This is a genomic window from Vibrio azureus (assembly GCF_002849855.1).
Taxonomy (GTDB): Bacteria; Pseudomonadota; Gammaproteobacteria; order Enterobacterales; family Vibrionaceae; genus Vibrio; species Vibrio azureus.
Map to the genome: position 1 here is coordinate 291,273 of NZ_CP018617.1, position 25,153 is coordinate 316,425.

Consider the following 25,153-nt stretch of genomic DNA (forward strand, 5'->3'; position numbering starts at 1 on the left):
ATGGCCCAGAGCATCATTACTCGTGAATTTGAAGCCTACAAAGCCCAGCAAGACGCGCTTGAGCAGCCTGTCATTTTAGATGAATTCGTCTTGGCGAAGGTGCCAGGACTCGACCCTGATGAGCCGATTGACCGAGATGAAACCCTGCCAGAGCGCGAGCACATTGTGTATGTGGCTGGCGTCACTCAATCTGGCTACGTGAACCCCAACGCGGTGGTGTATTCGCTCATCATGGACACCAGAGTGGGGGATTTTCAGTTTAACTGGGTGGGGCTGCGCAACAAAGAAACGGGCCTGCTTGGGGCCATTCTTCATTTGCCCGAGCTGACCAAGTACCAATCCATTGCTGGAGTGCAAAACGGCAACGCCATCACGCGCTCAATCTTAATGAGTTATGAGGGTGCGCAGCGCATCACAGGGATCACGGTCGACGCGTCCACATGGCAAATCGATTTTACCGCCCGTTTGTTTGGTCTTGATGAAATGGACCGTTTGGCTAATTTGGATGTGCTCGGCCCTGCTGCCTTTTTGGATGAAGGGTTTAAAGTGGTCCCGACGGAGCAAGGTTTTCAGGCCCTTGCAGGGTGCGGCTATGTGGGTGGGCTGCGGTGTTATTTAGATGAACCTCATACACTGCCCGCGCTGACGCTGCCGTGTAAGCTTTATCTTGACGCCACTTGGAAAGGGCAGCCAACCAGCCAATGGCACTGTGAATACGTCATCAGGGTGGCAGAAACGTTAACCGATTTTCACGATGAGGACGGTTACGCGCATTTTGTTGCGCCGATCGCCGAGATTAATGCACAGGGTGAAGTCACTGACCTGCGCTTTCTTGAAGGCTTTGCGCAATATTATCGGCAGAAACACGTCGACCGATTGCTCGATATGAAAGTCGATAAAGCGGCCATCACGGACAGCACCAACGATTCATCCAGCGAAAAAGTGGCCTCAGCCAAAGCGGTGAAAGACGTCGCTGAAAAAGTCCAAGAAGCCATAGCGCAGACGGAAACCAAACTGCCCAAAGCGGGCGGGACCATGACCGGAAACATCCGCTTTATTGATAATCAACAAGGCATCGTTTGGGAGCGCAATACCGATGGCGCGTTCATTAGATTTAAGAACGACAGCGATCAAGACACCGATTCGTATTTGGAGTTCGGCACGTTGGATAATGGCAACGAGTTCTTTAAATGGACCATTGATGGTATCGAGCGCGCCAGCTTAAAAAGCGATGGTTTTCGGGTGGCCAACACCATTTTTGAAGGGGGTACCGCACTCAGTAATAAGTATCTTGGCAAAACAGGCAAAGCCGCCGATGCTGATAAACTCGATGGCGTGAATTCAAGCGGGTTTGCTCGGGCGTACTCCTCCAGTCATGGCACAGGGGGCGGACACTGGAGCACTGCGCAGTTGGTCAGCTGGCTGAAAAGTAAGGGCTGTTTTAACCACCCGTATTGGATGATGAAAGCCTCTTGGGATTACGCGGGCAATCGACTGATTAGCGATACGGGTTGCGGCAAAATTCATCTGGCAGGCTGCGTGATTGAAGTGATGGGGCGTGAAAGTGCCTACACCATTCGAGTGACGACCCCTACCACCTCATCAGGAGGGGGCACCACCAATGCGGTGTTTACCTATACCAACCACGGGCCCGGTTATCATCCGTCATGGCGTCGGGATTTTAATACCAGGCAAAAGCCAACCGCGGGTGATATCGGTGCCCTGACGCAAGCGCAAGGCGATGCCAGGTACTTAGGTAAAACCGCCAAGGCCAGCAGCGCGACGATCTCCGATAAAATACAAATTTATCCTTCTTCGACCACCAACTTTCACCCCATTGTGTGGAACAGTGTCAATATGCTCTACACCACCAACTCAGGCAGTGGCATGTCTTACCGCCCGAGCGATGGGTTTTCGAAAATCAAACATGGCCAAATGGCTGGATATTATTTAACCCACGACACCTCGGGAAAAATAAAACCTGCCAATGATAATAAGCGCAGTGCGGGTATGTATGGTTTGTATAACTCACACAAAATTGCCCACATTTGGTCGATGGGCGAAGCGTATAAAATTCATGATCGAGGAGCCAACTTTGGCAACTTACACGGCCTTGCTTATAAGCACACCAACAATGGCACAGGCGGCACCATGGCAGGAGGCCATCAAGCGGTGTGGTGTGAAAATGGCAGCCCGAAAGCGGCCATGGGTAGTCACGGGCTTTGGGGGCAACAGGTGTTTGATGGGGCGGGCAATAATCGCAAGCGGGTCTACAGCCCAAACAATCCGCCACCTGCCCCGCCACCTGCCCCGCCGCCAGGAGTCAAATGGGTAAAAGTGGCCTCTGGTTCACTGAATCATCGCCTTTTGAGCCATTCTAATGCCAAGCGTGAAACGGTCGTGACAAATTTCCCTTGCTCAGGTGGGCGACATCATACGAACCGATTTAAAGTGGTTATTACTACTTCTGGCAGTGGCGTTGTGACTCACGACATTCCAAATTGTTGGTGGAGTGCGAAAGCCGTGATACATGAAGAGCGCACACGCTGGAGTGGTGCCGCTTATGTAACGTTTGATGTCTATACCACCGGAGCCAATATTTTGAATGGTCCCACTTGGGGCAAAGTGACTGGCTGGGAACTGTGGGAGCTAAAATAGTGAGTTATTATCAAGCGCTGATTGCGCATCAACCGAAATGTTATTACTTACCAAGCCACAAAGCGTTTGCCAATGTCACTGAAACACCTGAGCACTTGCCCTCTGATGCGGTGCTTATCACGATTGAGCAGGCGATCGCCTTATCTGAAGAATGGCGCCAAGAGGCAAGCGAATGAGTTGGCAATCAGGTCAATGGCGTTTACCACCTTGCACGCAAGCCATTAATGATGCTGCGCAGTCGGTGACCCAGCAAATCCCTGCCGAGCAAAATCAAGCGTTAGCCCGTTTGCGTGCCCTTGGCTCTAAAGTGGCGTTTACCCCGCCAAAACTCAGTGCCCAAGCCCAGCAACATGAGGGGCTAAGAGCAGAGCTAGATAGAGTGATGGCCAAAGGGCAAGCCTTGTGCGTGCATCCTTATCAGCAAGACGTTGGCAGTAAATATGGCCGTGAGCATCATTTGACGGCGCGAACGGCAACACACGTTTTGGCTAAAAAACTACGAGATACCCACGATGGGCATCACCCCAAAGGCACCTTATATGGATTGGCTTGGATGCTCAGTGAAGCCAATTTAGCCGCGTTCGCCAGTGCCACGCGTCGTGCCTATGCGCAAACCGGATTACCCGAATTAGGCATGGTGAGCCGCCGAGCAAGCTGGGAACAAACCCAGCAAGCCGATAATTTGACTCAGCCACCGACCATCATTCAGCCGCGCTTGTTGCCCCGTGCTGATTTAAATGTGACACCATGGCGAGTAACGCGCCGTCAGGTCAGCGGCCAGTTAGCCCAACTTGAATCCTTATCTCAAGGGCAAGCCACGCCCGTGGATAAATTGGTGGCGCTGGCCCAAAAGCGCGAGCAACACCTGCAGCAGTTACAAGCGATGCCCACCTTTGCTGGCGGCTCATTACACCGATTGTTCTATCAAGGTGAAGCGGGGGTGCTTGCAACGGTGCTTGAGCAGTCGACACTGCCGAGTATCACAGGGCCTTATACCTTTGTGGTGCTGTTTTTAAGTGCGCACCCTCTTAACTATTTGATGGAGGTCTTGGCATGACCCAAATTGCCTTAGATGCGGAAATTATCCCGCTTAATTCACCGCGTTTGGATTTGTCGATGGAACTCAAAGAAGAAGACATGAGCGGCCAAACCTCCGGCACGGATGGCAGTGAGCAAGGGGACAAAGGCATGGTGCTGTCGGTGACGGGCCTGATCCCGTTTAAAGAAGCCAAAACTCTCAAGCGTTTGATGGTGCTATCGAGACAAAAAGAAGGCGGCAAACGCAAGATTTACCGGATAGGAAACGAGCTGGCCAAGAGCATGACCATTCGCCAAGTGCGCTTTGTGGGGCGTGTGACCGCCGATGAACAAGAGCGATTGATGTCATGGAAAGTGAGCTTTCAGCTTAGAGAGCATTTATCGGTTTCGGAAGTAAAAGAGCAGCGCGAGCAAGAAAAGGCCAAAGAGGCCAGTGTGCAAAGTAATGACAGCGCCAAGCCCGTGAAACCTAAAGCTCATGCCGCGATTGATAATAACCAAGCCTCAGAGACAACCACGCGATTTGAGCAAGCCTTAAAGCAACAGGAGCGGGAACTGTAATGAAATTAAACCAACGATTGACCATCAACGGTGAGCCTCAAGTGTTAGTCGATGCACAGGTCATTCTTGAGCTGTGCGCCGGAGGCCGAGCGACCTTTGTGGTGAAAGGCGAAGTAAAACCTAATGACTTGGTGCTGTTTGATATCGGCTATGAAGCGGAATTGGTGCGTTATTTTGATGGTTACGTGAGTAAAGCCCAGCCCGCGCAAAATGGGTTTACTCGGTTTATTGCCAGAGAGCGTTCGGGACTGTTGGCGTCAAGGTGGCCTGTCAGTATTCAACATGCGACCATCAGTGAAATCATTGAGCAGCTTAGTTTTGATACCGGCTTAGATTTTGTGTTACCAGAGCAAGATTATGTGTATGAACGCATCGCAAACTTTACCTCTCAAGGCAGTGGTTACCAATTACTGAGCCATCTTGGCCGAGCGTTTCAGCTTGAAGACTTTGTGTGGTTTCAGCAATCTGATGGTCAAATCTATTTAGGCGAGTTTACAGAAAGTCGCTGGCACTCAAGGCCGATTACCATCGATCCTGCTTTGGCCAAGCGTGCAAAAAATGGGGAGAGCATGACCTTGGCGGTGATGCCTTCGGTGCGTCCAGGTGTGGTTCTCAATGACAAACGCATCACTCAAGTGCATTTGCAGCAGGGCAACATGACGCTGTACTGGGCGCAAGGGCCAAGCAGTGAAAAGCGCAAAATGCATTATCTGTTTCCTGAATTGGCCGCAGGTCATCACCTGCCCAAATTGGCGCGAGTGGTGGCCATCACAGACCAAAGCCAAGCAGGCCAAGAAAATCACCCTTTTCGTCCCCGTTACGCGGTGGATGTTCAGCTCTTAGACCAGCATGGCCGTGATGATGCTTTGGTGCCGCTCTATAAAGCGGTCCCTTTGCCAACGGGGATTGGTGGGCCAGAGCAAGGTCAATTGGCGATGCCAACCGAGGGCAGCATTGTTGAAATTGCGTTTGCTTATGGTTGCAGTGATAAGCCTTTTATTCGAACCGTGTTAGGTGATGGGTGGTCGCTGCCCAGTCTCGCCCCAGGTGAGCAAAGAACGCAGCAACGCCATGAAGTGTATTGGAATACGGATGCCGCAGGGCATCATCGCCAAAGTACAGACCAAACGCGTTTAATCGAGGCATTTCAAACCACAGAGCGAGCCGAGCAGCACACCAGTGAATTTGGTTTGCATGAGCTTTTCACGGTGGAACACAGCCAAGAGTGGATTGGGGGACAAAAGCGCATTGAGGCGATGGGGGCCATTGATGTTTTGGCAGGTGATGCCATGAACCTCGCCACATTAGAAAGCATGCACTTAGCCAGTGGTGGGGAATGGGCGCAAGTGATTGGCCAGTTACGTGATGTGGTGGTTGGCTTGGATGACAAACTGACGGTGCTTGGAAATCAGGTGATTAAGGTTGAGAAAGACATCGAAGCCAGTGCTAAGAACATGCGCTTTAGCGCTGACCTTATCACCATGAATGGAGGCAAAGGTGTAGTGCAAGGCGATTGTATTTGCGCGTACACGGGCAAACCTCACTCTGATTTATCTTCAACAGTTAAGGCGGGTAAATAATGGCATTAGATAAAACATCACTGACAGATAAACTCGTTAAAGAGTTACAAGCGAGAGGGTTTGAGACCAATGGCCCACACGCGAAAAGCGCCGCCATGGCCGAAGCGATTGCCCATGCAGTTATAGATGAAATCACGCAAAATGCTCAGGTTACGGTTGATGCTGGGAGTTCTGCAGGGGAATATTCTGTCTGTTAAAACTGGGGTGGCTAATATTTGGTAGTGCTAATAAAATACATCCTAATTAAATAATGTATTGAGGTAAAAACACAGGCTGATTAGTAAATTAAATGGAGGGTAATTAATAATAGATAAAAGTAAGCACATTCTTTTAGGTAATAAGAATATTTGTGGCTCTATTCCATCGTTAAAATGTAATTTAATTCTAATCATCAAACAACACAATAAATGGTTTATTAGTGTTTATTGTGTAATTAAAAGTGACGTTTAGTTTGAGGTGCATTCAAGTATTAATTAATTTGTGGTGGCTATGTTATATGTTGAAGTGATATAAGTCTGGCTTATTAATACAATAATATCTCCTATTGTTAATAATGAATCTCTCCCATGCAATTAAAATCGCTGATTTTCACGGCTGCACTCTTAGCCAGTGGGCCTCTTTTCGCTTCAGAGCAAGAAACCATCACTTGTGATTCCAAAACGCCCGGAACGGTGATGATTGAAAATGATGAAATCTTTGTCATCGTCAATGACAAGTTAATCCGCAATTCAGACTATTGGCAAAACTTTTTGGATGGCAACATTCAACTCTGCACCAGTCACGTAACAGACATGAGTGACCTGTTTGCTAAAGACCAATACTTCAATCAGGACATCAGCCGTTGGGACACCTCTCGTGTGACCAATATGGACCGCATGTTCTCCGGCGCCAAGCGCTTCGACCAAGACTTAACCCACTGGGACGTCAAGCGTGTCTCCCGTCATGCCGACTTCGCCAAAGGCAGTGGCCTGTCTGAAGATAGCCTTCCAACTTTTACGCAATAACGTCTATTCAACCCAAGGAAAATACAATGAAAAGAACCATAACTTCCCTTCTAGTAGGCGCCGCTGCGCTCGCTAGCCAAACCGCATTTGCTGCAGATATCTCAGTAAAATGCCCTGACCAACCTGTTAACTCCGTGATGCTTGAAAACGGGCAAGTCTATGTGGTGGTGGATAACACCCTAATAAAAAACGAGACGTTGCTCGATAAATTAGAGCAAGGCCACATAGGATTTTGCACAACACAGGTGACGGATATGAGTAGAGTTTTTTATGACCGAGTTTCTTTTAATACAGATATTAGTGATTGGGATACATCAAATGTGACGAACATGGCTTGGATGTTTAAAGGAGCTAAATCTTTTAACCAAGATATAGGTTATTGGGATACATCTAAAGTGGCGGATATGCGCTGGATGTTCGGAGCCACAAAATTATTTAACCAAGATATAGGTCACTGGAACACATCAAATGTGACTGATATGGGCTACATGTTTTATCAATCAGAAGCCTTTAATCAAAATATAGGTCATTGGGATACATCAAATGTGACTGATATGGGTATGGTGTTTGCTAGAGCAGAAGCCTTTAATCAAAATATAGGTCATTGGGATACATCAAATGTGACGAATTTGACTTATATGTTTAGTGGTGCAAGTGCCTTTAACCAATATATCGGTGGGTGGGATACATCGAATGTGACAAGCATGGAAGGCCTGTTCACTAGAGCACAAGCATTTAATCAAGATATAGGTGCTTGGGATACATCGAATGTGACGGATTTTAGTTTTATGTTTGATGGTGCAAGCGCTTTTAACCAATATATCGGTACTTGGGACACATCCAGTGTGAAGGTTATGAAATATATGTTTAGTGATGCAAGTGCCTTTAACCAAGATATTGGTGCCTGGGATACATCAAATGTGACGAATTTGTCTTTTATGTTTATGGATGCAAGCGCCTTTAACCAAGATATAGGTGCCTGGGATACATCAAATGTGACGGATTTTGGTTATATGTTTAATGGTGCAAGTGCCTTTAACCAATATATCGGTGGGTGGGATACATCGAATGTGACAAGTATGGGAGGCCTGTTCTCAAGAGCACAAGCATTTAATCAAGATATAGGTGGGTGGGACACATCGAAGGTGACAAGTATGAATGCCCTGTTCTATGAAGCCCAAGCCTTTAACCAAGATATAGGTGATTGGGATACGTCAAATGTGACGAATATGGTTTTTATGTTTTATGAAGCCCAAACATTTAACCAAGATATAGGTGATTGGGACACATCTAATGTGACACGTATGAGAAGCATGTTTGAGAAGAATAAAGTTTTTTCCCAAAGTTTAACCAGCTGGAATGTTAATAAGGTAACAGACCACACTAACTTTGCGAAAGACAGTGTTCTGACTGAAGAACACCTGCCGTATTTTGTAGACTAACCCTCTCATCGGTTTAACTAAACAAAAGCCAGTGTTGATTGATTCAGTGCTGGCTTTTTTGTTGGTTGAGTCACTCTTAAAAAGTGGCGGCAAAGTGGCGGGAAAGACACTTCCTATTGAAGGGAGGAGTTGTTACAACGACTGAGACTGTCGCCACTTTGTCGCCATAAACTTTATATATTTTTATTAAGTTATTGTTTTGTATGGTTTAATTTTTATTTTGTACATAATGGCTTCTTTGATTCAATCTGGTTTAGATCTCTCACCGATCATCACCCATCACTACAAGATTGATGACTTCCAAGAAGGCTTCGATGTCATGCGTAGCGGGGCTTCCGGCAAGGTTATCCTTGATTGGGAATAGGCAAAATTAGCTCCTAAATAGCAAAAGGCGACAGTGTAAATTGTCGCCTTTTTTACGTCTAAAACCGCTAAATAATGTTCTATAACCAAGTGACCTTAACTCTCAGGCTTTGTTAACGATTCTCAATGTAGAACGACTATATCTTCGAATCGTTGCCGCGCCTGAAAGTTAAGGTCATCTCGCTGAACACAGCATCTTGAGGTTACTTGATGTAATGGTCTTCCCCCGCACTAATCGGCATCGCGATGTGCCAAGATAGAATTGAAAAAGAATCTTATCTAAAACGAGGGAAGACCATGAAGAAGTGTAAGACAATTGGTATCGATTTAGCAAAAAATACATTTTATCTCATCATGTTGGACCAAAATGGCAAGCAAGTTGGGCGAAAAAATTAAATCGACAACAACTCATGCGTTATCTCGTGAAGCTGGAAGCTTGTGTTGTAGCGATGGAAGCCTGCGGTACTGCGCATTACTGGGGACGAAAAATTAGCCAACTCGGACATTCAGTTGTGTTACTTCCCGCTCAGCATGTGAAAGGCTATTTACGAGGTCAAAAGAATGACTACAACGATGCCAAAGCAATTGCAGAAGCGTGTCAGCATGGAGCAATACGTCCGGTAGCGATAAAATCGTTAAAGCAGCAAGATGAACAGACCTTTTTATGCATGCGTCAACATGTGAGCAGTGATAGAACACGTTTAATCAATCATGTGAGGGGATTGTTGGCAGAGTATGGCGTGGTGCTTTCAAGAGGAAAGCACGTGCTGCGCAAAGAGCTGCCATTTATTCTAGAAGATGCTGAAAATGGCTTAACAGACGAGTTCCGAGAGCTCCTATTCAGACAGTACAAGCAACTAGAAAGACTTGATGAAGAGCTGCAGTGGTACGATGAAAAGCTCGCAGTAAAAGCGAAGCAAGAAGAGACTTGTCAGCGTTTAATTGAAATCCCAGGTATTGGTCCAGTGGTCAGTGTTTCATTGAAAGCTTGGATGGGAGATGGTCAACAATTTAAGCGGGGGCGTGATGCTTCTGCTGCATTAGGTTTGGTGCCCAAACAATTTAGCACAGGGGGCCGTGATGTGTTGTTGGGTATCACAAAACGAGGAAATCGGCAGTTAAGGTCATTAGTGGTTCACGGGGCAAGAGCGGTTGTGAGCCGAGCCAAAGATAAATCAGATAGGCTGAGCCAATGGATAATACGCCTGGTTGAAACGAGGGGATTTAACAAGGCAGTAGTCGCCTTAGCGAATAAACTAATTCGAATATCATGGGTAATAATCTGTCGAGGAGAAAAATATAAGGCTCCAGTCGCGATTTAACGAGAAGAGTTAACAAAGTAAAAACCACCCCCAAAGCATTGCGTAGATAGCAATTAAGATGAAAAACAGGTAAGACCAGCATATAGCGAATCTGATATACCCAAAGGTTTACTAAAACCGATTACTTGATAAGGGCTATATGCGCGAAGTGTCATCAAGGCCAGAAGCGACAGCTTCACGCGTAGGCCGGATATATGGAAGCAACCTGTCCCTTTTATCGGCATTGGTATCTTGTCAATAGGGAGAAGACCATATATGGGTATATTACAGTGGCTGCCGCCATTTTGCTGATTTATTAGCATTAAGTGTTTTTTAATAATTTATCTGTTTTTTTGGAGGAACGGTCTTTTTCTTGAATAGAAAATCGAAAGAAATAACCTTAATATATTATGATAAATTAGGGTGGGGGTTTACTAAAAATAAAATGATTTGAGTCAGCCTAATTCTCATGAAAATATTAATCAATGGCTTATCCACTTTGATGAACAAACTAAACAACCTAGTACAGGTTATCCAAAAAAATGACTTATAAAAGCATGATTTTAAAATATCCTGATAGCGATTTTGAATTTAATCCAAGTCTAGATGACTTGGTATGGAGATTTGGAATCTATGATCGTGAAGATACTTTAGGTGAGTATTTGAGCCGTTTCGACCCCAATGACCCCGAACAGCTTTGCACCTTACTTGATGAAAGATTCTTTAAGTTTATAACGAAACCTGATTATTTATCAGAACATCATTATGTACTAATGGAAATGTTAAAAGTTGCTCTGTGTGATAAAGAGTATGACTTTGCTCCTTTTCTTAACAACAATGATGATGAGTATTTTTATTTACCTTGGACTTGGGATATAAAAAGTCCTCGTAGATTCTTTGAGATTGCATATCAGCAAATGTATAAGAATTGGGCTGAGCAGCTTATAGCGGAAGGTTATGAAGTCACAAAACCAGAAGAGATATTTAAAGAAATCTAATTATTTATCCAATTCAATGAAAATGAAACCATGACCTTAAAACATCCATATAGTGAAGTAGATTTCAATGTCACTGCTGCTTTCTGCCTTGGTGGCTTTAATATATACGATCGTGAAGAATCCTTGGGTGAGTATTTAGATCAATTTGACCCTAATGACTATGAACAGCTTAGTATATTGCTAGACGAAAGATTATTTGAAAGTAGAATGAAAAATGGTTACTTACCAGAACATAAAAAGGTAATCATGAATGTGTTGAAAGAGGCATTAATAGATGAAGATTATGATTTTGAAGCAATTCTACAAGATGACGATGATCACTACTTTTGCTTGCCTTGGGATTGGATTATCGAGAACCCACGAGGATTCTTTGAGTTCGTATATTTAAAAATGTATGAAAAATGGGCTGAGTTGATTGTGGCCGATGGTCTTACAGTGACAAAACCGGAAGAGATAAGCAGTATCGCGAATAACTAATCATGTAAGGCAACTGCTAAGTAGGTCTAATGTGAAAAAAGTCGGTTTTTTTGTTGGCTTTCATGTAAGAAATATTGGGTCACATAGAAAGAGAGCCCCTTGTTATGCTAGTTATTCTAACATCGCAAAGTAGTTTTTGACCCTATGACAGGCGAGGTGTTTAGTGTGTTCCCAACTTTAAAAATTCAATAATGATAAAAATAAACTCTGATATTGTAAAACCGACAGCAATGGTTGAATTCTTAGAACGATTCCAAGATAAGATTCCTGCTACTTTTTTTACACCAAAAGGTGATATTTTAAGTATTCAATACTTCGTTAAGGACGGTTGGTTAAAGAGGCCTGAAAATCCCGATAATTTACTTATATTTGCAGTTAGTACCGATGCACAGAGATTATTAGTTGATATCAATGATGAGAAACTTGAAATTCTACAAGATGAACAGATAGAAATAGATTACATCGATATAACTATATTTGAATTACTAGAAGCAGTTGTAGAGCCACTCTGAGTTTGGAGAGATAAGAAAGATGTTTGAAGAAGCTCACAGCATCAAATAGTTCATTCACTTCTCCTTATATCCTGCAACTTCTTGGCGAATATGTTATCGCAATTATTGGTCTCATCTATAAAAACAGAGAGAATCTCAATAAAGAAAATTTGGTTTACCATACATCGAGAAACCCAGAACACTATGAAAAAATCAGGCACTATGCCTATAACTACTGGGATTGCTACTATCGGCGTACATACCCAAAATTCAAGAGAGGTACTATTCCAAAGGGCGATTGTGACCTCGATCATCCTAGGATAAAAATGGTATGATACATCAATACATTATTGCCTAGCCACAAGCTCTAATAAAATATCATCAGCAGGCGAATATGAGACTATCAATAAATAAAATAGCGGCTTTGGTCATCATCTTCATTATCATTGTTATGGCTTTGAAGATACCTAGCGTAGATCGAACGGCTAAAAGATATGGTGATGGATTATATTGGAAAGACGTTAATTATATCGCTGTAGGCGATAATTATACCACCCCGAAGAACGATCAGATTCTCGCTGAAGATCAGAATGGAGGGAGTGTGATTGGTTTTGGTGAGGACAATCAGCATACATACTTGATGGTAGATTCTTTCTTAGATCAGAGATTATTTGTTAGAGAAGACTATGTTCCTAACGATAATGGTCCCTTGACCGCTGTTGCGCTTAGGGGCGCACTGGTTAAGTCCGTTGAATATGGGCATCGAATTAAGCTGCTTTTAGAAGAATCAAAAAAAGCGCGCTCTAAAAATTGTAAATTCAATAATATCAATGAATTGTCCAAGGTTGAGTATTCCTACAATGATAGCCGAGTCACTGACTTCTTTGCTGGCTATATTTCATTTCATAATGGAGCCTGGGTATATGTAAGGAGGCTGAATGATGATAGTTTTATGGACCTTTATCACCGTAAAAATGTGAACGTTGAATGTTACGAAATTACGGACCCCCATAAAGTGTTAACAAATAATCATTAGCTAGACCGTACAGTGTGGAGCTGTTGCAAAAATTGAAGATGTTTCGGGGGTCACATACTGATCTGCTCAGTGATGAGTCATAGTGAAAGTCTAAGGGGCATGAAGTTATTACAACAGTCCTAATAATCAAGCATATTTACTCTTCGCTGAGGGTTACGATACACGCTTGTGCTAGCTGCTGATATTCTGCTTGCATGGTAAGGAGAAAATCATCCGCGTTTTTAAACTTCTCAATTGGTGATCCTAATACTACATCACAGTTAAAAGGGACAAACATCGCGGTTCCTTTGGGGAGCGCTCGGCCCAATCCGCGCATTACTACTGGAATGACTGGGCAGACTTGGTATTCATGAACTAAGTGATATATACCTTTCTTTAATCCGCTCATGATTTCAGGCTCACCACGGCTGCCTTCCGGAAAGATAATCAAGATATCTCCTTGATTAAGGGCCTTATGGCACTCATCAAACACTGCGTGACGATCACTTTTACTCGGTGAACGATGAATAGGAATAATGCCCAAGATATTGAGTGATAACCATGCTGAGATTTTGTTTTTGAGAAAGTAATCTGCTGCTGCCACTGGGCGCACTTTATGTATCATGCTGATCGGAAAGAGAGCCAGGAGTACCAATGTATCAAGATGACTATTATGGTTGGCAGCGACCACCATAGGACCACTGAGCGGCAAGTTTTGTCGATTGATGATGTTGAGCCCTAAACCAACAAATACTAGCGGTTTCACAAACAGTAAGACGAACAAAACTTTAAAAACTCTCATGTCGTCCTCTTAGTAGTAAAGGTAATAAATAAAGTGGAAGAATAAAGGAGCGGTGAACATCAGGCTATCAATACGATCTAAAATACCGCCGTGGCCGGGGATGAACTGACTGGTATCCTTAATTTGTAAGTCCCGTTTCACTGATGAAATGACCAAATCGCCAATAAAGCCACTGAGGGCGATGATCATCCCTGCAACTAATCCTTGAACAGACGTTAATGGTGTCAGGTAAGGTGCCACAAAATAGCTTGAGATAATGATAGTTGCTGCCCCACCAAGAAAGCCTTCCCATGTTTTGTTAGGGCTGACTTTCGGTACAATTTTGTGTTTACCGAAGCTCTTACCCCATACGTATTGGCAAACATCATTTAACTGAGTGAAGACCAATAAAAACAGAAGCATTCCCATTGAACCCGCCTCTTGGTTTTTGCTTGGTAATACCAATAGATAGGCCATATGGCTCACACAAAATACCGTTAGCATTAGCGCCCAATGAATGATGCCGGCTGAGCGTATGAAACCTTTGGTATCACCAATCAACACCGCGACCATAGGAAGGTAGAGGAACATGTAGACTGGAATGAAGATGATATACATGCCATACCAACCGATTGACAACCAGTAGTATTGAAACGGGATTGAAAGATAAGCCCAGAAAATAACACGTCGATCTGTCATGCGAGTGGGTACAATGGAGAGAAATTCTTTCAGCGCCATAAAGCTTAAAAAAGCGACAAAGATCAGCGTGTATCGAGTGGGTAGGTAGAGCACGACAAAGACGATCCCGATCATCCACCACCAAGAACGAATACGGAGTTTGAGCTCGTGGTAATCCTTGTTTGGATTACAGCGTGATAAATAGAGGTAAACCAAGGTGCCAATGATGAGTACGAGCGTGATCGCAGCCATCATGTACAGCGAATGAATAGGAATATTAGTCATGGATAATATCACCAAACGGCTTATCAACTGAGTCATTGGCGGTGGGCGGCTCAGTGTGTGGACTATTTTTTTTACTCGACGATGAGTTAGCGAATTGCTCTTTGGTATTAAAAATAGAGACTAAACGACGCCAACAGGTTATAGAACAGCCAATGATCATGATCGTAAGCGCGATATCCATCAGATATATGTCAATAATAGGTAATAACGTAAACCACTGGCTAAGAGCCATGGCTAATAGTGTTACGGTGAGAAGGGCCATTCGATGTTGTTTGGCCATTGGCCCCCTAAAATCTGCCGAGCAATCCATGCTAACACCCAATACGCGAATGTAGGCCGAAAGTACAGCCAGTAGTGCCGCTAGCCAAGCGAGAGGCATAGCGAATGTAGAATGGGCGACGAATCCTGCTGCGATAATAAGCAAAGGATCGGCGATACGATCTGGAACATCGTTGAACAATTCACCGGTTGGGGTTTTCTTGCCACCTTCGACAGCAACCATACCATCAAATAGGTTGCACAATAAGCGCATTTGAATCATCAAAGAGAACAACACTAACCAAATAGGCGCAGGCCAGAAGTGATAACCAACTGCAAAAGCAAAGCCAATAGCGGCAAATAAGATGCTCATTAATGAGATTTGGTTGGGAGTAATGTTTTTCTGGCTCAGCCAAACAGCAATACGTTTGGTAAACGAGATATTACGCACAGCAAGAGGGCGGCGATTAGACTCGTGTTGAGATTCCATGCAGTTAATATCCTTAAATGAGTTTTTTTGCATTATAACTATTTATATTTCTTAGTAAAAGACTATATTTATTAGGTGGGTTTGTTATAAAAGCTGAATATTTTTCTGAGGTGCCCACCTGAGTACCTCAGAAACATACATTAATTACAAAGATATTTAAGTCACATACTAGATGATGCTTGAATGAGAGCTGGTGGCAGTTAAAGGTTCAACTGACTTTGAACATTTTTATGCTTTAACTGAATAACTGTACCTTGAGAGCACTGTCACATCTCCAGTCATATTTACGAAGAAACATTAAACCTAGCTTTTTAGATGAAATAACAAGAGTTTTATTCATATTGACGGAAGATAATGAGTTAAGTATCAAGTAAAATGGATGTGAAATATTAAAAATGTCGTTTTTGGTAGGGAACAGATGGCAACTAATAAAGATGTAAAAAGGGCTATAGAAAAAGTAAAGAACAGAGTACATCAAGCAGATAATGAAGACGATCTTCTTAGCACCTTAGATGAGGTGATTGATTTTGGTTTTCCACTAAAATACAACAATCAAATACAATGGTTTTGTGGTGCAGTTTCATTAGCTATCGGTGTTTTTTATCTTGTATATCAAAACACGACTTCATATTATATCAGTGATGCGGACTATATTATACTTGGCTTTTTTTCTATTGTAGGAGCGATGTTTATTTTTTATGGTTGGTCAAGAATAAATAGTGTAAATTCATTATCTGATGAGATTTTTAAAAAAGACTTACTATTCGATAATGATTTGAATATAAAATCAGTTGATGGTGAAAAATATGCAAAGGAACTCAAAAGAGATTTTTTTGACTTTAACCGAGGTAATCACTCTCGCGATATTGAGTTTCTATCATATGGAAAATATACAGGAATAGAGTACCAGTATGATTTTGAGTATTATTGTTTTCACTACGTGAATAAAAGAACTGTAACCACTACGACATCAGATGGAAATGGAGGGAAAAAAACAACTAGACGTACAGTATATGATGACTATAGAAAATACGGTATTTTATTTGATTTTAACTTTTCCTCTGCCGTTTCTATATATAATGATCCCCCTGAAGGGAAGTACAAAAAAAACTTTAAATCTGCTTCAATAAATTTTAATAAACATTATTCTGTTTCCTGTACAGATGAAATGGTTGTAGCTAAGCTTTTAAAGCCTGTAGTAGTCATTAAGCTTGAAGAAATGGCTGCTAAGTTTCGAGGATTTAATCTTGAAATAAATACTGATGGAAAAGCATGTATTTCCGTGGAAGATAATCTTCTAGATGTTAAGCGAGTTTATGGAATAGATCAGCCAGAGATGTTTAGGAAAGAAATAGCACAAAGCAATGAGTTAAAAAAACTTAATACTATTCTAGAGTTTTCTCATTATTTAATGAAGCAATCAGACAACAACTTTACGAACTAGAGGTAAGCTATTATGGAAATATGGATTATATCTGCCATAACTTTATTAATAATTATCACCATTATCATAATATACAATGGCATAATCAGCAGAGATAATGCTGTCAGAAGAGCTTGGGCTAATGTAATTAATCAAGAACGTCAAAAAAATAAAATAATTTCACATTTAGAGGAGTTAACTACCCAATATAGAGGCTTTGAGCATACAGTATTAAAGCAAATTACTGAGTTAAGGGCAGCGATCAATGACCTTGATGACTCAAGTTTGGATAAAGCCGCTTTAGGCAAAGCTGAAACCAAAACAAAAGATTTGGTTACAGGGCTGAAAGTAGCTGTTGAGAACTATCCAGAGCTGCAAGCTTCTAATCTTTACAACAATCTAATGAAGCAAATAGCTGAACAGCAAGAAAATATAGGCGCATCTATCCGAATATTTAATCAAAATGTTGAACTATTCAATACTGGTATACAGGTTTTTCCTAATTCTCTAGTCAATTCATTACTAAATAAAAAGGAGATTTTGAGCACGTTTAAAGATTCTGATGCTGAAAACGCCTTTGAGTATAAGCCAAACTTTAGCTAAGTTCCGTTGTTCATGATGCCTAAAAGGCTGGTTGCAAAAACTGAATATGTTTCTGATTTCAAATATTCACATTTGAAATCGTACTTGTTTTAATTTTGGTCAGACGTTATGACTATAGAAAGCACGCTTTGCCTAGCCTTTTGGGCACTATAAATCATTAAAATTTAGTAAGATACCTCATAATCGTAAATGTAAGGATGTTGGTATGCTTGCCTTATTTCTTGTGCCTAGTGGTACTTCGATAGATTAGGAATATACCATTTAATGCATTGTTAAGCTGTATGTGATTCTCTGGGGAGAAATATAAATGACCATTGGGACGATTGATTGGCCTGAAGAGCCTAAAATGGCGATTGAACTTTATTTGAATTTTGTGATTAGAATTATTAAAGAAAATAATTTGATCTTTCCTACTCAGTTTAAAGACCCTATCGTTATCACACAGAGGTATCTTGAAGAAAGTATTTCTGTAGAAGAATATAAAGAAGCTGTAGTGGAGTGGTGGGATTATATTGATACAAATGGATTTATTCGAGAGTTTTCAGATAGAAATGCCTTAGTTGCAAGGGTAGCAATTTGCTTATTGTCCGTCACTGCTGAAGACGTCCCAGAGCTCGGTCAGCATTTGTCATGGTTTTTTGAACTACTAGATAAGTTAGGTATCAATACCGATTGCCCAACCAATCAAATGTATGAGCATTTTCCATTAAAATAGTCACCAATTTTATCAGAGACTTTTTGAACTTGAATGATGGCATAAATTGAAAAAGCTTTTAAGGTACTTAGGTACTTAGGTACTTAGGTACTTAGGTACTTAGGTACTTAGGTACTTAGGTACTTAAATTTCGTTCAAAGTGAACAATGTCGACACCAGCTTTAACCTTATAAAGTTGCGCTAAACGTCCACCTGATTTCACTTTTTCATCTGTAGTTTCAAACATGTCCGATGCTTCTATACGTCGAATTAAACTTTTTCGTTGAATGGTTTTGCCGATAATGGTTTCTATCACCGACTTAAACTGACCGACAGTAAAAAACTCAGGCAAGCAATAGACTGGGATCATGGAGTAAAGTGCCTTTTGCTGCAAACGCTCTTTTGCTTGCTCAATAATAAATTTATGATCAAACGCCACTGCTAGTTGATTCAGCATGCCAACGTCAATCCACTTGGCATCCTCAACAGATTCTATGTGTATGGAAACATCGTGTTCAGCAGTGAGTGCAAAATACACCAGAGTAACGCTAAAACCTCTTGGATCACGGCTTATTCCAGAGAAGGTTTGTAGCTGTTCTAAGTATTGTGGGGCCACATTTGTCTTTTCTCTTAACTTCCTGAGTGCCGTCATGTCGGTTGAATCGTCAATATCTACGTCGACAAAGCCTCCCGGTAGTCCCCAACGTCCGATAAATGGATCATTGGCACGTTTAACCATGAGTACTTTCAGTGCATGGTCTTTTACCGTAAATAAAACACTATCCACTGTAAATAAGGGGTTTTTAAATTCTTTAATATCGTATGAGGTTTTCAAGCTGCATGCATCATATTTAGTGTCTTAGTGACACAATAAATCAATTCGTAGTAAACATCAATATATTTGGCCATCTTAATCCCTAACTCAAAAAAGAAACTCACTATTTCATTGTTTTTATAAAATTATACCTCTAGAACACATTTTTTATTGATCGTGGCATTTTATTTTGTTAGATTCATTTTGTGTCGTTGAGACACAAATTAAGGAAAGAGAAAGATGAAAGTCGTTGGATACACATTATTGGGTGAGAAATCTCCAATTATTTATGAAAGTTTTACCTTTTCCGGTGGTGAAGAGCATGTACGATTTGAGGCATTTTGTGCCGACAATCTCTCTAAAATCGAAATACTTGAGCGAGTGACGGATTCTTCTAAAGTCATGAGGCTGATGCTGGCCGTCGATGCATTAAAAAGGATGACAAACGAGTCACTGCCAATAGAGCTCGTTATTCCTTATTTCCCATATGCACGCCAAGACAGGGTGTGTGTAAAAGGTGAAGCATTAGGCGCTTCTGTTATGGCAAATATTATTAATAGTTTGGGGTTTTCTAAAGTCACTGTTTGGGATGCGCATAGCGATGTATCTCCAGCGTTACTGGAAAGGGTTATCAATATTCCCCAAATTAAACTGTTAGAGAAGTGTGACGACTTAGCCCAACGACTTTCAAGCGGTAAATTAACATTGGTTTCACCGGATGCAGGGGCAGCGAAGAAAACCATCAAGATCGCAGAAACCTTCAATGGTGAACCAGAAGTTATTCAAGCACAGAAAGTGAGAAACCTGAAAACAGGTGAAATTGTCAAAACTGAGATTCTTGGTGATGTGAAAGACAAAAATGTACTGATTACAGATGATATTTGCGATGGCGGAAGAACGTTTATTGAACTGGCCAAAGAGCTCAAAGCAAAAGGAGCAAAAGAAATCTCATTATTTGTCACTCACGGTATTTTTTCAAATGGCTTATCTGTCTTCGACGGCTTGATCGAGCACATTTACACAACTGACTCATTCAGAGCCAAAAACGAATTCACCTTTAGTAGCCAAGTTAATCTTCAAGTTTTTGAGATGTAGGGAGAAAATTATGACTATCACAGCGGCAACCATGCAAAAAGACGTCTACAAAGAGTTTCACAGTCGTGCTTACCACCCAGAAGTCAGCGAAGTATATGCCAACTATACATCTCGTAGTGGAAAGTTAAGTAATGTTGAAAATAATGACAAGGTCGCATTTGTTGGGCTTCAGTACTTCATAAAAAGCTATTTACAAGAAGAGTGGGCTGACTTTTTTGCCATGGACAAAGAAAGTGCAGTAAAGAATCATCGAAGAATTATGAGCGCGATGTTGGGATACTCGGTCAATGTGAAATACTTGGAAGACTTACATGATTTGGGTTATTTACCACTGAGAATTAAGGCGCTTCCAGAGGGCTCGTTGGTTCCTTATCTAGTCCCACCGATCACGGTTGTTAATACCAAAGAAGGATTTCAATGGTTGACTAATATGATCGAAACGGTATTGAGCTGTGAAAACTGGCCGATTCAAACGAGTGCGACGACCTCCGTAGCATATCTCAAGGTATTTAAAGAGTTTGCAAACAAGACGGGGCTTCCATTGGATATGGTTCCTTTTCAAGGCCATGACTTTAGCTTTAGAGGGATGTTCGGTAAACAGGCGGCTGCAATGAGTGGCTTTGGTCACCTCGCTTCGGGACTTGTAGGTACTGATACGATTCCTGCGGTATTGTTTGCAGAAAAATATTACGCTGCGAATGTCGATGAAGAATTGGTGGGATGTTCTGTTGATGCAACGGAACATTCAGTGACATGTTCTTGGATTATGGAAGGAGAAATTGAATTCTTTCAGTACCTAATGAGAGAACAATCTCCTACTGGTATTTTAAGCGTTGTTTCTGATACGTGGGACTTCTGGACACTGGTTACCGACTACTTGCCTCAGCTCAAAGATGAAATTATGGCGCGCGACGGAACATTAGTGATTCGGCCCGATTCAGGAGACCCTGTCAAAATTTTAACAGGCTACACAACTTCTCCAGTCTCGGATTACAGTGAGCTATTTGCGACCCAAAAAGAAGCTGAGCAGGACGTGATTGAAAAGGGATATGAAGCGTATCGCTGGCACGGAAAGTACTTCAGCTTTGAAGATGAAAACACGATCGCTTTGATGGACTGCGAAGTAAAAGGACTGATCGAATGCCTGTGGGACATATTTGGTGGCACAATGACTGACAAAGGATACAAGCTCCTCGATGAGCACGTTGGGGCGATCTATGGTGATGCTATTACCCTCATTCGTCAACGCCAAATCTTACAGCGGTTAATGGATAAAGGGTTTGCTTCAAAAGTCGTCTTAGGTATTGGTTCTTACAGCTACCAGTATGTGACTCGCGATACACACGGTTCAGCAGTGAAAGCAACAAGTGTTGTAAAAAATGGTGAGCGAGTGGCTATTTTTAAAGACCCTAAAACGGATACCAAGAAAAAATCGGCAAAAGGGTTACTAAAAGTTGAAAATATCGATGGCGAGCTGACCTTATTTGACGATGTATCTGAACAAGAAGAAAAAGAAGGGCTACTAGAAACTGTGTTCGAAGACGGAAAATTAGTGAAAGAAACGACGCTGAAACAAATCAGGGCCTTAATCAGCGAACAGATCTAAAACAATGATAAGTCATTGGGAAGATGAGCATTGAACCTGATTGTGTTGCGATTAAAAAGTGTATTGCCACTACAAGGGTTTCAAAGTTCAAAGGTAAGATGAGGCTCAATCTTTGTTTTGGTTCACAAAAGCGGCTGAACAGGGGTTCGTTCCTAACGCTCAATGCCTGCTAGGACTCTTATATTATACAGGAGACAAAGTCGCTCGTGACAAAACTAAGGCTATGTCTTGGTTACAAAAAGCAGCTAAGCTTGGGTACACTAACGCTCAATTCTTCCTTGGAGTGATGTACGATAGAGGGCAAGAAAACCTTCGTGACGAGAATCAAGCGTTATATTGGTACAAAAAAGCGGTTGGGCAGGGACATACAAGCGCTCAATTTTATTTAAATAGGATGCGTGATAAGGGTCGAGGAAACTTGCAAGATGGGAGACAAGAGGTTGTCTCTTGGCTCAAAAAAACCGAGCAGGGGTATGATGATTTTCTATTCTACCTAGGAATTACTTTCTATGAAGAAGGCTTCGATCTAGATAAGAAGCAAGCCGTGTATTGGTTCAAAGAAGCAGCTGGGCAGGGAATCAGTGAAGCTAAATTCTACCTAGGGTTTATATATTTGAAAGGTATAGATGTCATTCGAGATGAAACACAAGCCTTGTATTGGTTTAAGAAAGCTGCCAAAGAGGGGCAAGCGGAGGCTCAATTCTACCTAGGTGTTAAGTATAGTGAATACGCCACTCAGGATAAGGCTCAATCGTTATATTGGCTTCAAAAGGCCGCTGAACAAGGCCATATTGAATCAGTGGAATACCTGCATCACAACGATGAAGTAAAAATGTAGAGGTAAAACGGTATTTTGAGGTTATTTAGGTATATATCATTGAAACAGCATAAGTTGAATTCTGGCTGTTACTCGATAATATTCTGAATGATTTGCCAACATTTCGTGGGGTTTGTTTGAAGGACGAAATGAGTCCCCTCGACCTCGTGAATGACGAGTTTCTGGCACCGCCTTTTAAAAGCCTCAAGTGCCCTTTTAGACACCAAGTTATCATTCTTGGGCCGAATATACGAGCAAGGTACTTCGATTTCAATCGTGTGATCGTTTAACTTTGCAATATGATTAATTCTACTTTTTAAGACGTGTTCACTGACAGAATTTAGCGATTTATTGAACAGGGAAACTAATCGTGTATCTGAGAATTGCCCGAACAGCAGCTTACTTAAAATTGGCTTTGGTAAAATATTTCTTTTTAAAACAGTCAAAGGTAAATATTTAGCAAATTGAGCTAATCGAGAAGGGCACTCTAGAAAGCTTGCAACAAAAATGATGTGTTTAATGTTTGGGCTGCCAATCTGTAACATGCTGTAGGCAACCATCCCTGAATAAGATTCAGCAATCAATACAATAGGATCTTCACCAATGTTGGCGATAATATGCTGTGCTTGATCATGATAATCTGCATCAGAACGTTGAAGAAGTGGTAATGAGATTACTTCAATCTCGTCTGGTACCACTTCAATGAAAGGGGCGAATAATAAGCCTGTCCCATCCATTCCTGGTATTAAAACTATTTTCATTATTTAGTCTGATTAATTTATCTAAAAGTGATGCCTATAAAATAACGGTTTCTCCATTAAAAAGTAAAGAATACATACACTCCTGATATACACATGACATATTGGATATGTACTTTATGCTCTCAAAAGTGAAATTTTTCATTCATAATTTATGTTATTGTGAAGTCGGAGGCTTAAGTCAATTTCGTTATTTCTTTTTAACGGAGTGTACTAACCAGATGAAAATTGCTGCATTTTGTTAATCTAATAGGTGAAATCTGAATATAAATCATTGATTTATATTTGTTTTTGTATTTTAATCTCGACAGGAGTGGTTGAACAGGACACACAAGGAGAGCCAAGCCGATGCGGTACTTATTTTTATTGTTGATATTACCTTTTTATTCTTTTGCTGAAATCAACCTCCCTTTGCAAAAGGAACTTATTGAAATGGAGAATCAAGACCAACATATTCGAAAAGTAATAGGAGAGACAGGGTGGAAAGATATACCTAAAGAACTCATAGAAAAAATGATTGAAATAGACAAAACTAATACAGTAAAGCTTAAAGCGATCATTAAAAAACATTCTTGGCTAACAAAAGATTTAGTTGGGATTGAAGGAGTGAGTGCAGCATTTATGATCATCCAACACTCACCTGATGAGGCATTTCAAGAATATATGCTTCCTTATTTAAAACGATCATATTCAAATGATGAAGGTGTTAGTGGACAGCAAATTGCTCTTTTAACTGATAGAATTCTTGTACATCAGGGAAAGAAACAAATCTATGGTACTCAAGCTACTATAACTGATGGAAAAGTTGTATTTCACCCGATTGAAGATGAAGCTAATGTTGATGAACGTAGAGCAAGCATGAAGATGCCGCCATTAGATTTTTATCTAAAAATTATGGAGGAGAGCAACGGGATTAAAGATCACCCTGAAATAGACTTAAGCAAGATGTAATAAGGCATTAACTTCGAATGCCTTGCTCTCCGGTATGTTCATGTATTGCAAATGAAAAACTAATCTTGTAAGTTCGGTTAAATATCAATTTATAAAAAACAGTGTGCTCATTTAATACGCACAACTATGATGTTAACGACCAAGGAATATTCTGTGCGTAGTGAAATATTAGAGAACCTTAAAGCTCTTGAAGTCAAAGAGGACATTAAAATACTGTATGCTTGTGAATCAGGCAGTCGTGCATGGGGGTTCCCCTCTGCTGACAGTGATTACGATGTGCGTTTTATTTACGTCCGAAACAAGGATTGGTATCTAAAAGTTGACCATGAATATCAAAGAGATGTCGTGGAAAAGCCGATCAGTGACTTATTAGATATCAGTGGCTGGGACTTAAAAAAAGCACTTAAACTTCTCAGAAAATCAAACCCTGCTCTAATAGAGTGGTTTAACTCGCCAATTATTTATCATCAAAATAAGGAATTTACAGACGCTTTTAAAAAGCTAATACCAACCCTGTATTCTCCACGATCTTGCTTTTATCACTATTCTCATATGGCAAATGGAAATTTTAGAGAATATTTACAGGGTGAAACAGTAAGAGTTAAAAAGTACTTTTATGTACTTAGGCCTATTTTAGCGATGCAATGGATTGAGCAAGAACGCGGCGTCGTGCCAATGGAATTTGAAGTATTAGTGAACGAGTTGGTGCATGATGAAACCTTGAAATGTGCCATCCAAAAGCTGCTTGAAGATAAACGTCAGGGCTTTGAAAGTGCATATCTTCCTAGAATTGATGTAATTAGCGACTTTATTAGTTCAGAATTAGAAAGGTTTAAAGATAAGGCTCAAGAACAGCAAAAATCTGAAACAGATTTTAGTCAGCTTAATCCATTTTTCATTGATGTTTTGAATGGTGTATATGGCAGTGAATAAGTAATGAGTGATGAACATGAGTTAAAGTGTGGTGGATAG

General features: G+C 41.5%; 26 protein-coding genes and 1 pseudogene. 22 read left to right on the forward strand and 5 right to left on the reverse strand.

Translation table 11 applies throughout. The features are described 5' to 3' along the window. The 14 genes and pseudogenes from BS333_RS15100 (at position 1) to BS333_RS15165 (ending at position 12,949) form a co-directional block, all read left to right on the forward strand. Positions 1–2,658 (forward strand): phage tail-collar fiber domain-containing protein, encoded by a 2,658-nt coding sequence (locus BS333_RS15100; RefSeq protein WP_158297058.1) that lies wholly within the window; start codon positions 1–3, stop codon positions 2,656–2,658. Then, a complete protein-coding gene (locus tag BS333_RS22090; RefSeq protein WP_021711834.1) occupies positions 2,658–2,834 on the forward strand; it encodes a hypothetical protein in 177 nt (58 codons plus the stop codon). Before BS333_RS15100 ends, BS333_RS22090 begins: the two co-directional genes overlap by 1 nt. Beyond that, positions 2,831–3,715, forward strand: a complete 885-nt coding sequence (locus BS333_RS15105) for a hypothetical protein (RefSeq protein ID WP_021711839.1) — start codon at positions 2,831–2,833, stop codon at positions 3,713–3,715. Before BS333_RS22090 ends, BS333_RS15105 begins: the two co-directional genes overlap by 4 nt. Then, entirely contained in the window at positions 3,712–4,257 is a 546-nt protein-coding gene (locus BS333_RS15110) for a baseplate complex protein (RefSeq protein ID WP_021711840.1), read from the forward strand. Before BS333_RS15105 ends, BS333_RS15110 begins: the two co-directional genes overlap by 4 nt. After that, positions 4,257–5,837, forward strand: coding sequence for a hypothetical protein (locus tag BS333_RS15115; RefSeq protein WP_021711841.1), 1,581 nt, complete (start codon positions 4,257–4,259; stop codon positions 5,835–5,837). Before BS333_RS15110 ends, BS333_RS15115 begins: the two co-directional genes overlap by 1 nt. Beyond that, complete coding sequence (locus BS333_RS15120) at positions 5,837–6,034, forward strand: hypothetical protein (RefSeq protein ID WP_021711842.1); 198 nt, start codon at positions 5,837–5,839, stop codon at positions 6,032–6,034. The genes BS333_RS15115 and BS333_RS15120 overlap by 1 nt, the downstream gene beginning before the upstream one ends. A gap of 369 nt (positions 6,035–6,403) precedes the next feature. Next, positions 6,404–6,841: a BspA family leucine-rich repeat surface protein gene (locus tag BS333_RS15125; RefSeq protein WP_021711843.1), complete on the forward strand. Its 438-nt coding sequence runs from the start codon at positions 6,404–6,406 to the stop codon at positions 6,839–6,841. Positions 6,842–6,867: 26 nt separating this feature from the next. Further along, positions 6,868–8,283, forward strand: a complete 1,416-nt coding sequence (locus BS333_RS15130) for a BspA family leucine-rich repeat surface protein (protein ID WP_021711844.1) — start codon at positions 6,868–6,870, stop codon at positions 8,281–8,283. 223 nt (positions 8,284–8,506) lie between these two features. Beyond that, a pseudogene (gene tdh / locus BS333_RS15135) lies at positions 8,507–8,647 on the forward strand (L-threonine 3-dehydrogenase); the annotation flags it as partial. Between the two features lie 409 nt (positions 8,648–9,056). Continuing rightward, positions 9,057–9,968: an IS110 family RNA-guided transposase gene (locus tag BS333_RS15140; protein ID WP_021710380.1), complete on the forward strand. Its 912-nt coding sequence runs from the start codon at positions 9,057–9,059 to the stop codon at positions 9,966–9,968. 521 nt (positions 9,969–10,489) lie between these two features. After that, positions 10,490–10,945 carry a hypothetical protein gene (locus BS333_RS15145; RefSeq protein WP_021710379.1) on the forward strand — a complete coding sequence of 152 codons (456 nt, stop codon included), beginning with the start codon at positions 10,490–10,492 and terminating at the stop codon, positions 10,943–10,945. A gap of 30 nt (positions 10,946–10,975) precedes the next feature. Continuing rightward, entirely contained in the window at positions 10,976–11,422 is a 447-nt protein-coding gene (locus tag BS333_RS15150) for a hypothetical protein (RefSeq protein ID WP_021710378.1), read from the forward strand. A gap of 191 nt (positions 11,423–11,613) precedes the next feature. Continuing rightward, a complete protein-coding gene (locus tag BS333_RS15155; RefSeq protein WP_021710377.1) occupies positions 11,614–11,934 on the forward strand; it encodes a hypothetical protein in 321 nt (106 codons plus the stop codon). A gap of 373 nt (positions 11,935–12,307) precedes the next feature. Next, the gene (locus BS333_RS15165) at positions 12,308–12,949 is read left to right on the forward strand and encodes a hypothetical protein (protein WP_021710375.1); all 642 of its coding nucleotides are present in this window, start codon (positions 12,308–12,310) and stop codon (positions 12,947–12,949) included. Positions 12,950–13,085: 136 nt separating this feature from the next. On the opposite strand, the gene BS333_RS15170 is transcribed toward BS333_RS15165, so the two are convergent. Genes BS333_RS15170 through BS333_RS15180 form a run of 3 tightly spaced genes read right to left on the reverse strand, consistent with a single transcriptional unit; the run spans position 13,086 to position 15,420 of the window. Continuing rightward, positions 13,086–13,730, reverse strand: a complete 645-nt coding sequence (locus tag BS333_RS15170) for a lysophospholipid acyltransferase family protein (RefSeq protein WP_021710374.1) — start codon at positions 13,728–13,730, stop codon at positions 13,086–13,088. 9 nt (positions 13,731–13,739) lie between these two features. Next, positions 13,740–14,672, reverse strand: coding sequence for a phosphatidate cytidylyltransferase (locus tag BS333_RS15175; protein WP_021710373.1), 933 nt, complete (start codon positions 14,670–14,672; stop codon positions 13,740–13,742). After that, a complete protein-coding gene (locus tag BS333_RS15180; protein WP_021710372.1) occupies positions 14,665–15,420 on the reverse strand; it encodes a CDP-alcohol phosphatidyltransferase family protein in 756 nt (251 codons plus the stop codon). Before BS333_RS15180 ends, BS333_RS15175 begins: the two co-directional genes overlap by 8 nt. Before the next feature lie 418 nt (positions 15,421–15,838). On the opposite strand from BS333_RS15180, the gene BS333_RS15185 reads away from it, so the two are divergent. The 3 genes from BS333_RS15185 (at position 15,839) to BS333_RS15195 (ending at position 18,161) form a co-directional block, all read left to right on the forward strand. Beyond that, the gene (locus BS333_RS15185; RefSeq protein WP_021710371.1) at positions 15,839–16,864 is read left to right on the forward strand and encodes a DUF3137 domain-containing protein; all 1,026 of its coding nucleotides are present in this window, start codon (positions 15,839–15,841) and stop codon (positions 16,862–16,864) included. A gap of 12 nt (positions 16,865–16,876) precedes the next feature. Beyond that, positions 16,877–17,446, forward strand: coding sequence for a LemA family protein (locus BS333_RS15190; RefSeq protein WP_021710370.1), 570 nt, complete (start codon positions 16,877–16,879; stop codon positions 17,444–17,446). Between the two features lie 307 nt (positions 17,447–17,753). Next, on the forward strand, positions 17,754–18,161 hold the full coding sequence (locus BS333_RS15195; protein ID WP_021710369.1) for a hypothetical protein: 408 nt from the start codon (positions 17,754–17,756) through the stop codon (positions 18,159–18,161). 115 nt (positions 18,162–18,276) lie between these two features. Here BS333_RS15195 and BS333_RS15200 read toward each other — a convergent pair whose 3' ends face one another. Beyond that, positions 18,277–18,975 (reverse strand): NUDIX hydrolase, encoded by a 699-nt coding sequence (locus BS333_RS15200; RefSeq protein WP_021710368.1) that lies wholly within the window; start codon positions 18,973–18,975, stop codon positions 18,277–18,279. A 219-nt stretch (positions 18,976–19,194) separates the two neighbouring features. On the opposite strand from BS333_RS15200, the gene prs reads away from it, so the two are divergent. From prs to BS333_RS15215, 3 genes are all read left to right on the forward strand, one after another. Further along, positions 19,195–20,049 carry a ribose-phosphate diphosphokinase gene (prs, locus tag BS333_RS15205; RefSeq protein WP_021710367.1) on the forward strand — a complete coding sequence of 285 codons (855 nt, stop codon included), beginning with the start codon at positions 19,195–19,197 and terminating at the stop codon, positions 20,047–20,049. Between the two features lie 10 nt (positions 20,050–20,059). After that, a complete protein-coding gene (locus tag BS333_RS15210; protein ID WP_021710366.1) occupies positions 20,060–21,655 on the forward strand; it encodes a nicotinate phosphoribosyltransferase in 1,596 nt (531 codons plus the stop codon). A gap of 112 nt (positions 21,656–21,767) precedes the next feature. Then, complete coding sequence (locus BS333_RS15215; protein WP_021710365.1) at positions 21,768–22,493, forward strand: tetratricopeptide repeat protein; 726 nt, start codon at positions 21,768–21,770, stop codon at positions 22,491–22,493. Positions 22,494–22,561: 68 nt separating this feature from the next. Here the strand turns inward: BS333_RS15215 and BS333_RS15220 are convergent, their stop codons facing one another. Next, positions 22,562–23,233 carry an alpha/beta fold hydrolase gene (locus BS333_RS15220; RefSeq protein ID WP_021710364.1) on the reverse strand — a complete coding sequence of 224 codons (672 nt, stop codon included), beginning with the start codon at positions 23,231–23,233 and terminating at the stop codon, positions 22,562–22,564. A 345-nt stretch (positions 23,234–23,578) separates the two neighbouring features. Here BS333_RS15220 and BS333_RS15225 point away from each other — a divergent pair, with 345 nt between their 5' ends. Together BS333_RS15225 and BS333_RS15230 are read left to right on the forward strand one after the other, a co-directional pair. After that, complete coding sequence (locus BS333_RS15225) at positions 23,579–24,181, forward strand: DUF6624 domain-containing protein (protein ID WP_021710363.1); 603 nt, start codon at positions 23,579–23,581, stop codon at positions 24,179–24,181. 153 nt (positions 24,182–24,334) lie between these two features. Further along, a complete protein-coding gene (locus tag BS333_RS15230; protein WP_021710362.1) occupies positions 24,335–25,114 on the forward strand; it encodes a nucleotidyltransferase domain-containing protein in 780 nt (259 codons plus the stop codon). Positions 25,115–25,153 lie beyond the last annotated feature (39 nt).

Bases quoted from the DNA above. Each gene is read 5' to 3' on its own strand.
- BS333_RS15140 (WP_021710380.1), top strand. From the start codon at position 9,057: ATGCGTTATCTCGTGAAGCTGGAAGCTTGTGTTGTAGCGATGGAAGCC.
- BS333_RS15195 (WP_021710369.1), top strand. From the start codon at position 17,754: ATGACCATTGGGACGATTGATTGGCCTGAAGAGCCTAAAATGGCGATT.
- BS333_RS15100 (WP_158297058.1), top strand. From the start codon at position 1: ATGGCCCAGAGCATCATTACTCGTGAATTTGAAGCCTACAAAGCCCAG.
- BS333_RS15145 (WP_021710379.1), top strand. From the start codon at position 10,490: ATGACTTATAAAAGCATGATTTTAAAATATCCTGATAGCGATTTTGAA.
- BS333_RS15110 (WP_021711840.1), top strand. From the start codon at position 3,712: ATGACCCAAATTGCCTTAGATGCGGAAATTATCCCGCTTAATTCACCG.
- BS333_RS15165 (WP_021710375.1), top strand. From the start codon at position 12,308: ATGAGACTATCAATAAATAAAATAGCGGCTTTGGTCATCATCTTCATT.
- BS333_RS15120 (WP_021711842.1), top strand. From the start codon at position 5,837: ATGGCATTAGATAAAACATCACTGACAGATAAACTCGTTAAAGAGTTA.
- BS333_RS15225 (WP_021710363.1), top strand. From the start codon at position 23,579: ATGCGGTACTTATTTTTATTGTTGATATTACCTTTTTATTCTTTTGCT.
- BS333_RS15155 (WP_021710377.1), top strand. From the start codon at position 11,614: ATGATAAAAATAAACTCTGATATTGTAAAACCGACAGCAATGGTTGAA.
- BS333_RS15115 (WP_021711841.1), top strand. From the start codon at position 4,257: ATGAAATTAAACCAACGATTGACCATCAACGGTGAGCCTCAAGTGTTA.
- BS333_RS15175 (WP_021710373.1), bottom strand. From the start codon at position 14,672: ATGACTAATATTCCTATTCATTCGCTGTACATGATGGCTGCGATCACG.
- BS333_RS15190 (WP_021710370.1), top strand. From the start codon at position 16,877: ATGGAAATATGGATTATATCTGCCATAACTTTATTAATAATTATCACC.
- BS333_RS15220 (WP_021710364.1), bottom strand. From the start codon at position 23,233: ATGAAAATAGTTTTAATACCAGGAATGGATGGGACAGGCTTATTATTC.
- BS333_RS15185 (WP_021710371.1), top strand. From the start codon at position 15,839: ATGGCAACTAATAAAGATGTAAAAAGGGCTATAGAAAAAGTAAAGAAC.
- BS333_RS15170 (WP_021710374.1), bottom strand. From the start codon at position 13,730: ATGAGAGTTTTTAAAGTTTTGTTCGTCTTACTGTTTGTGAAACCGCTA.
- BS333_RS15210 (WP_021710366.1), top strand. From the start codon at position 20,060: ATGACTATCACAGCGGCAACCATGCAAAAAGACGTCTACAAAGAGTTT.
- BS333_RS15150 (WP_021710378.1), top strand. From the start codon at position 10,976: ATGACCTTAAAACATCCATATAGTGAAGTAGATTTCAATGTCACTGCT.
- prs (WP_021710367.1), top strand. From the start codon at position 19,195: ATGAAAGTCGTTGGATACACATTATTGGGTGAGAAATCTCCAATTATT.
- BS333_RS15125 (WP_021711843.1), top strand. From the start codon at position 6,404: ATGCAATTAAAATCGCTGATTTTCACGGCTGCACTCTTAGCCAGTGGG.
- BS333_RS15130 (WP_021711844.1), top strand. From the start codon at position 6,868: ATGAAAAGAACCATAACTTCCCTTCTAGTAGGCGCCGCTGCGCTCGCT.
- BS333_RS15180 (WP_021710372.1), bottom strand. From the start codon at position 15,420: ATGGAATCTCAACACGAGTCTAATCGCCGCCCTCTTGCTGTGCGTAAT.
- BS333_RS15105 (WP_021711839.1), top strand. From the start codon at position 2,831: ATGAGTTGGCAATCAGGTCAATGGCGTTTACCACCTTGCACGCAAGCC.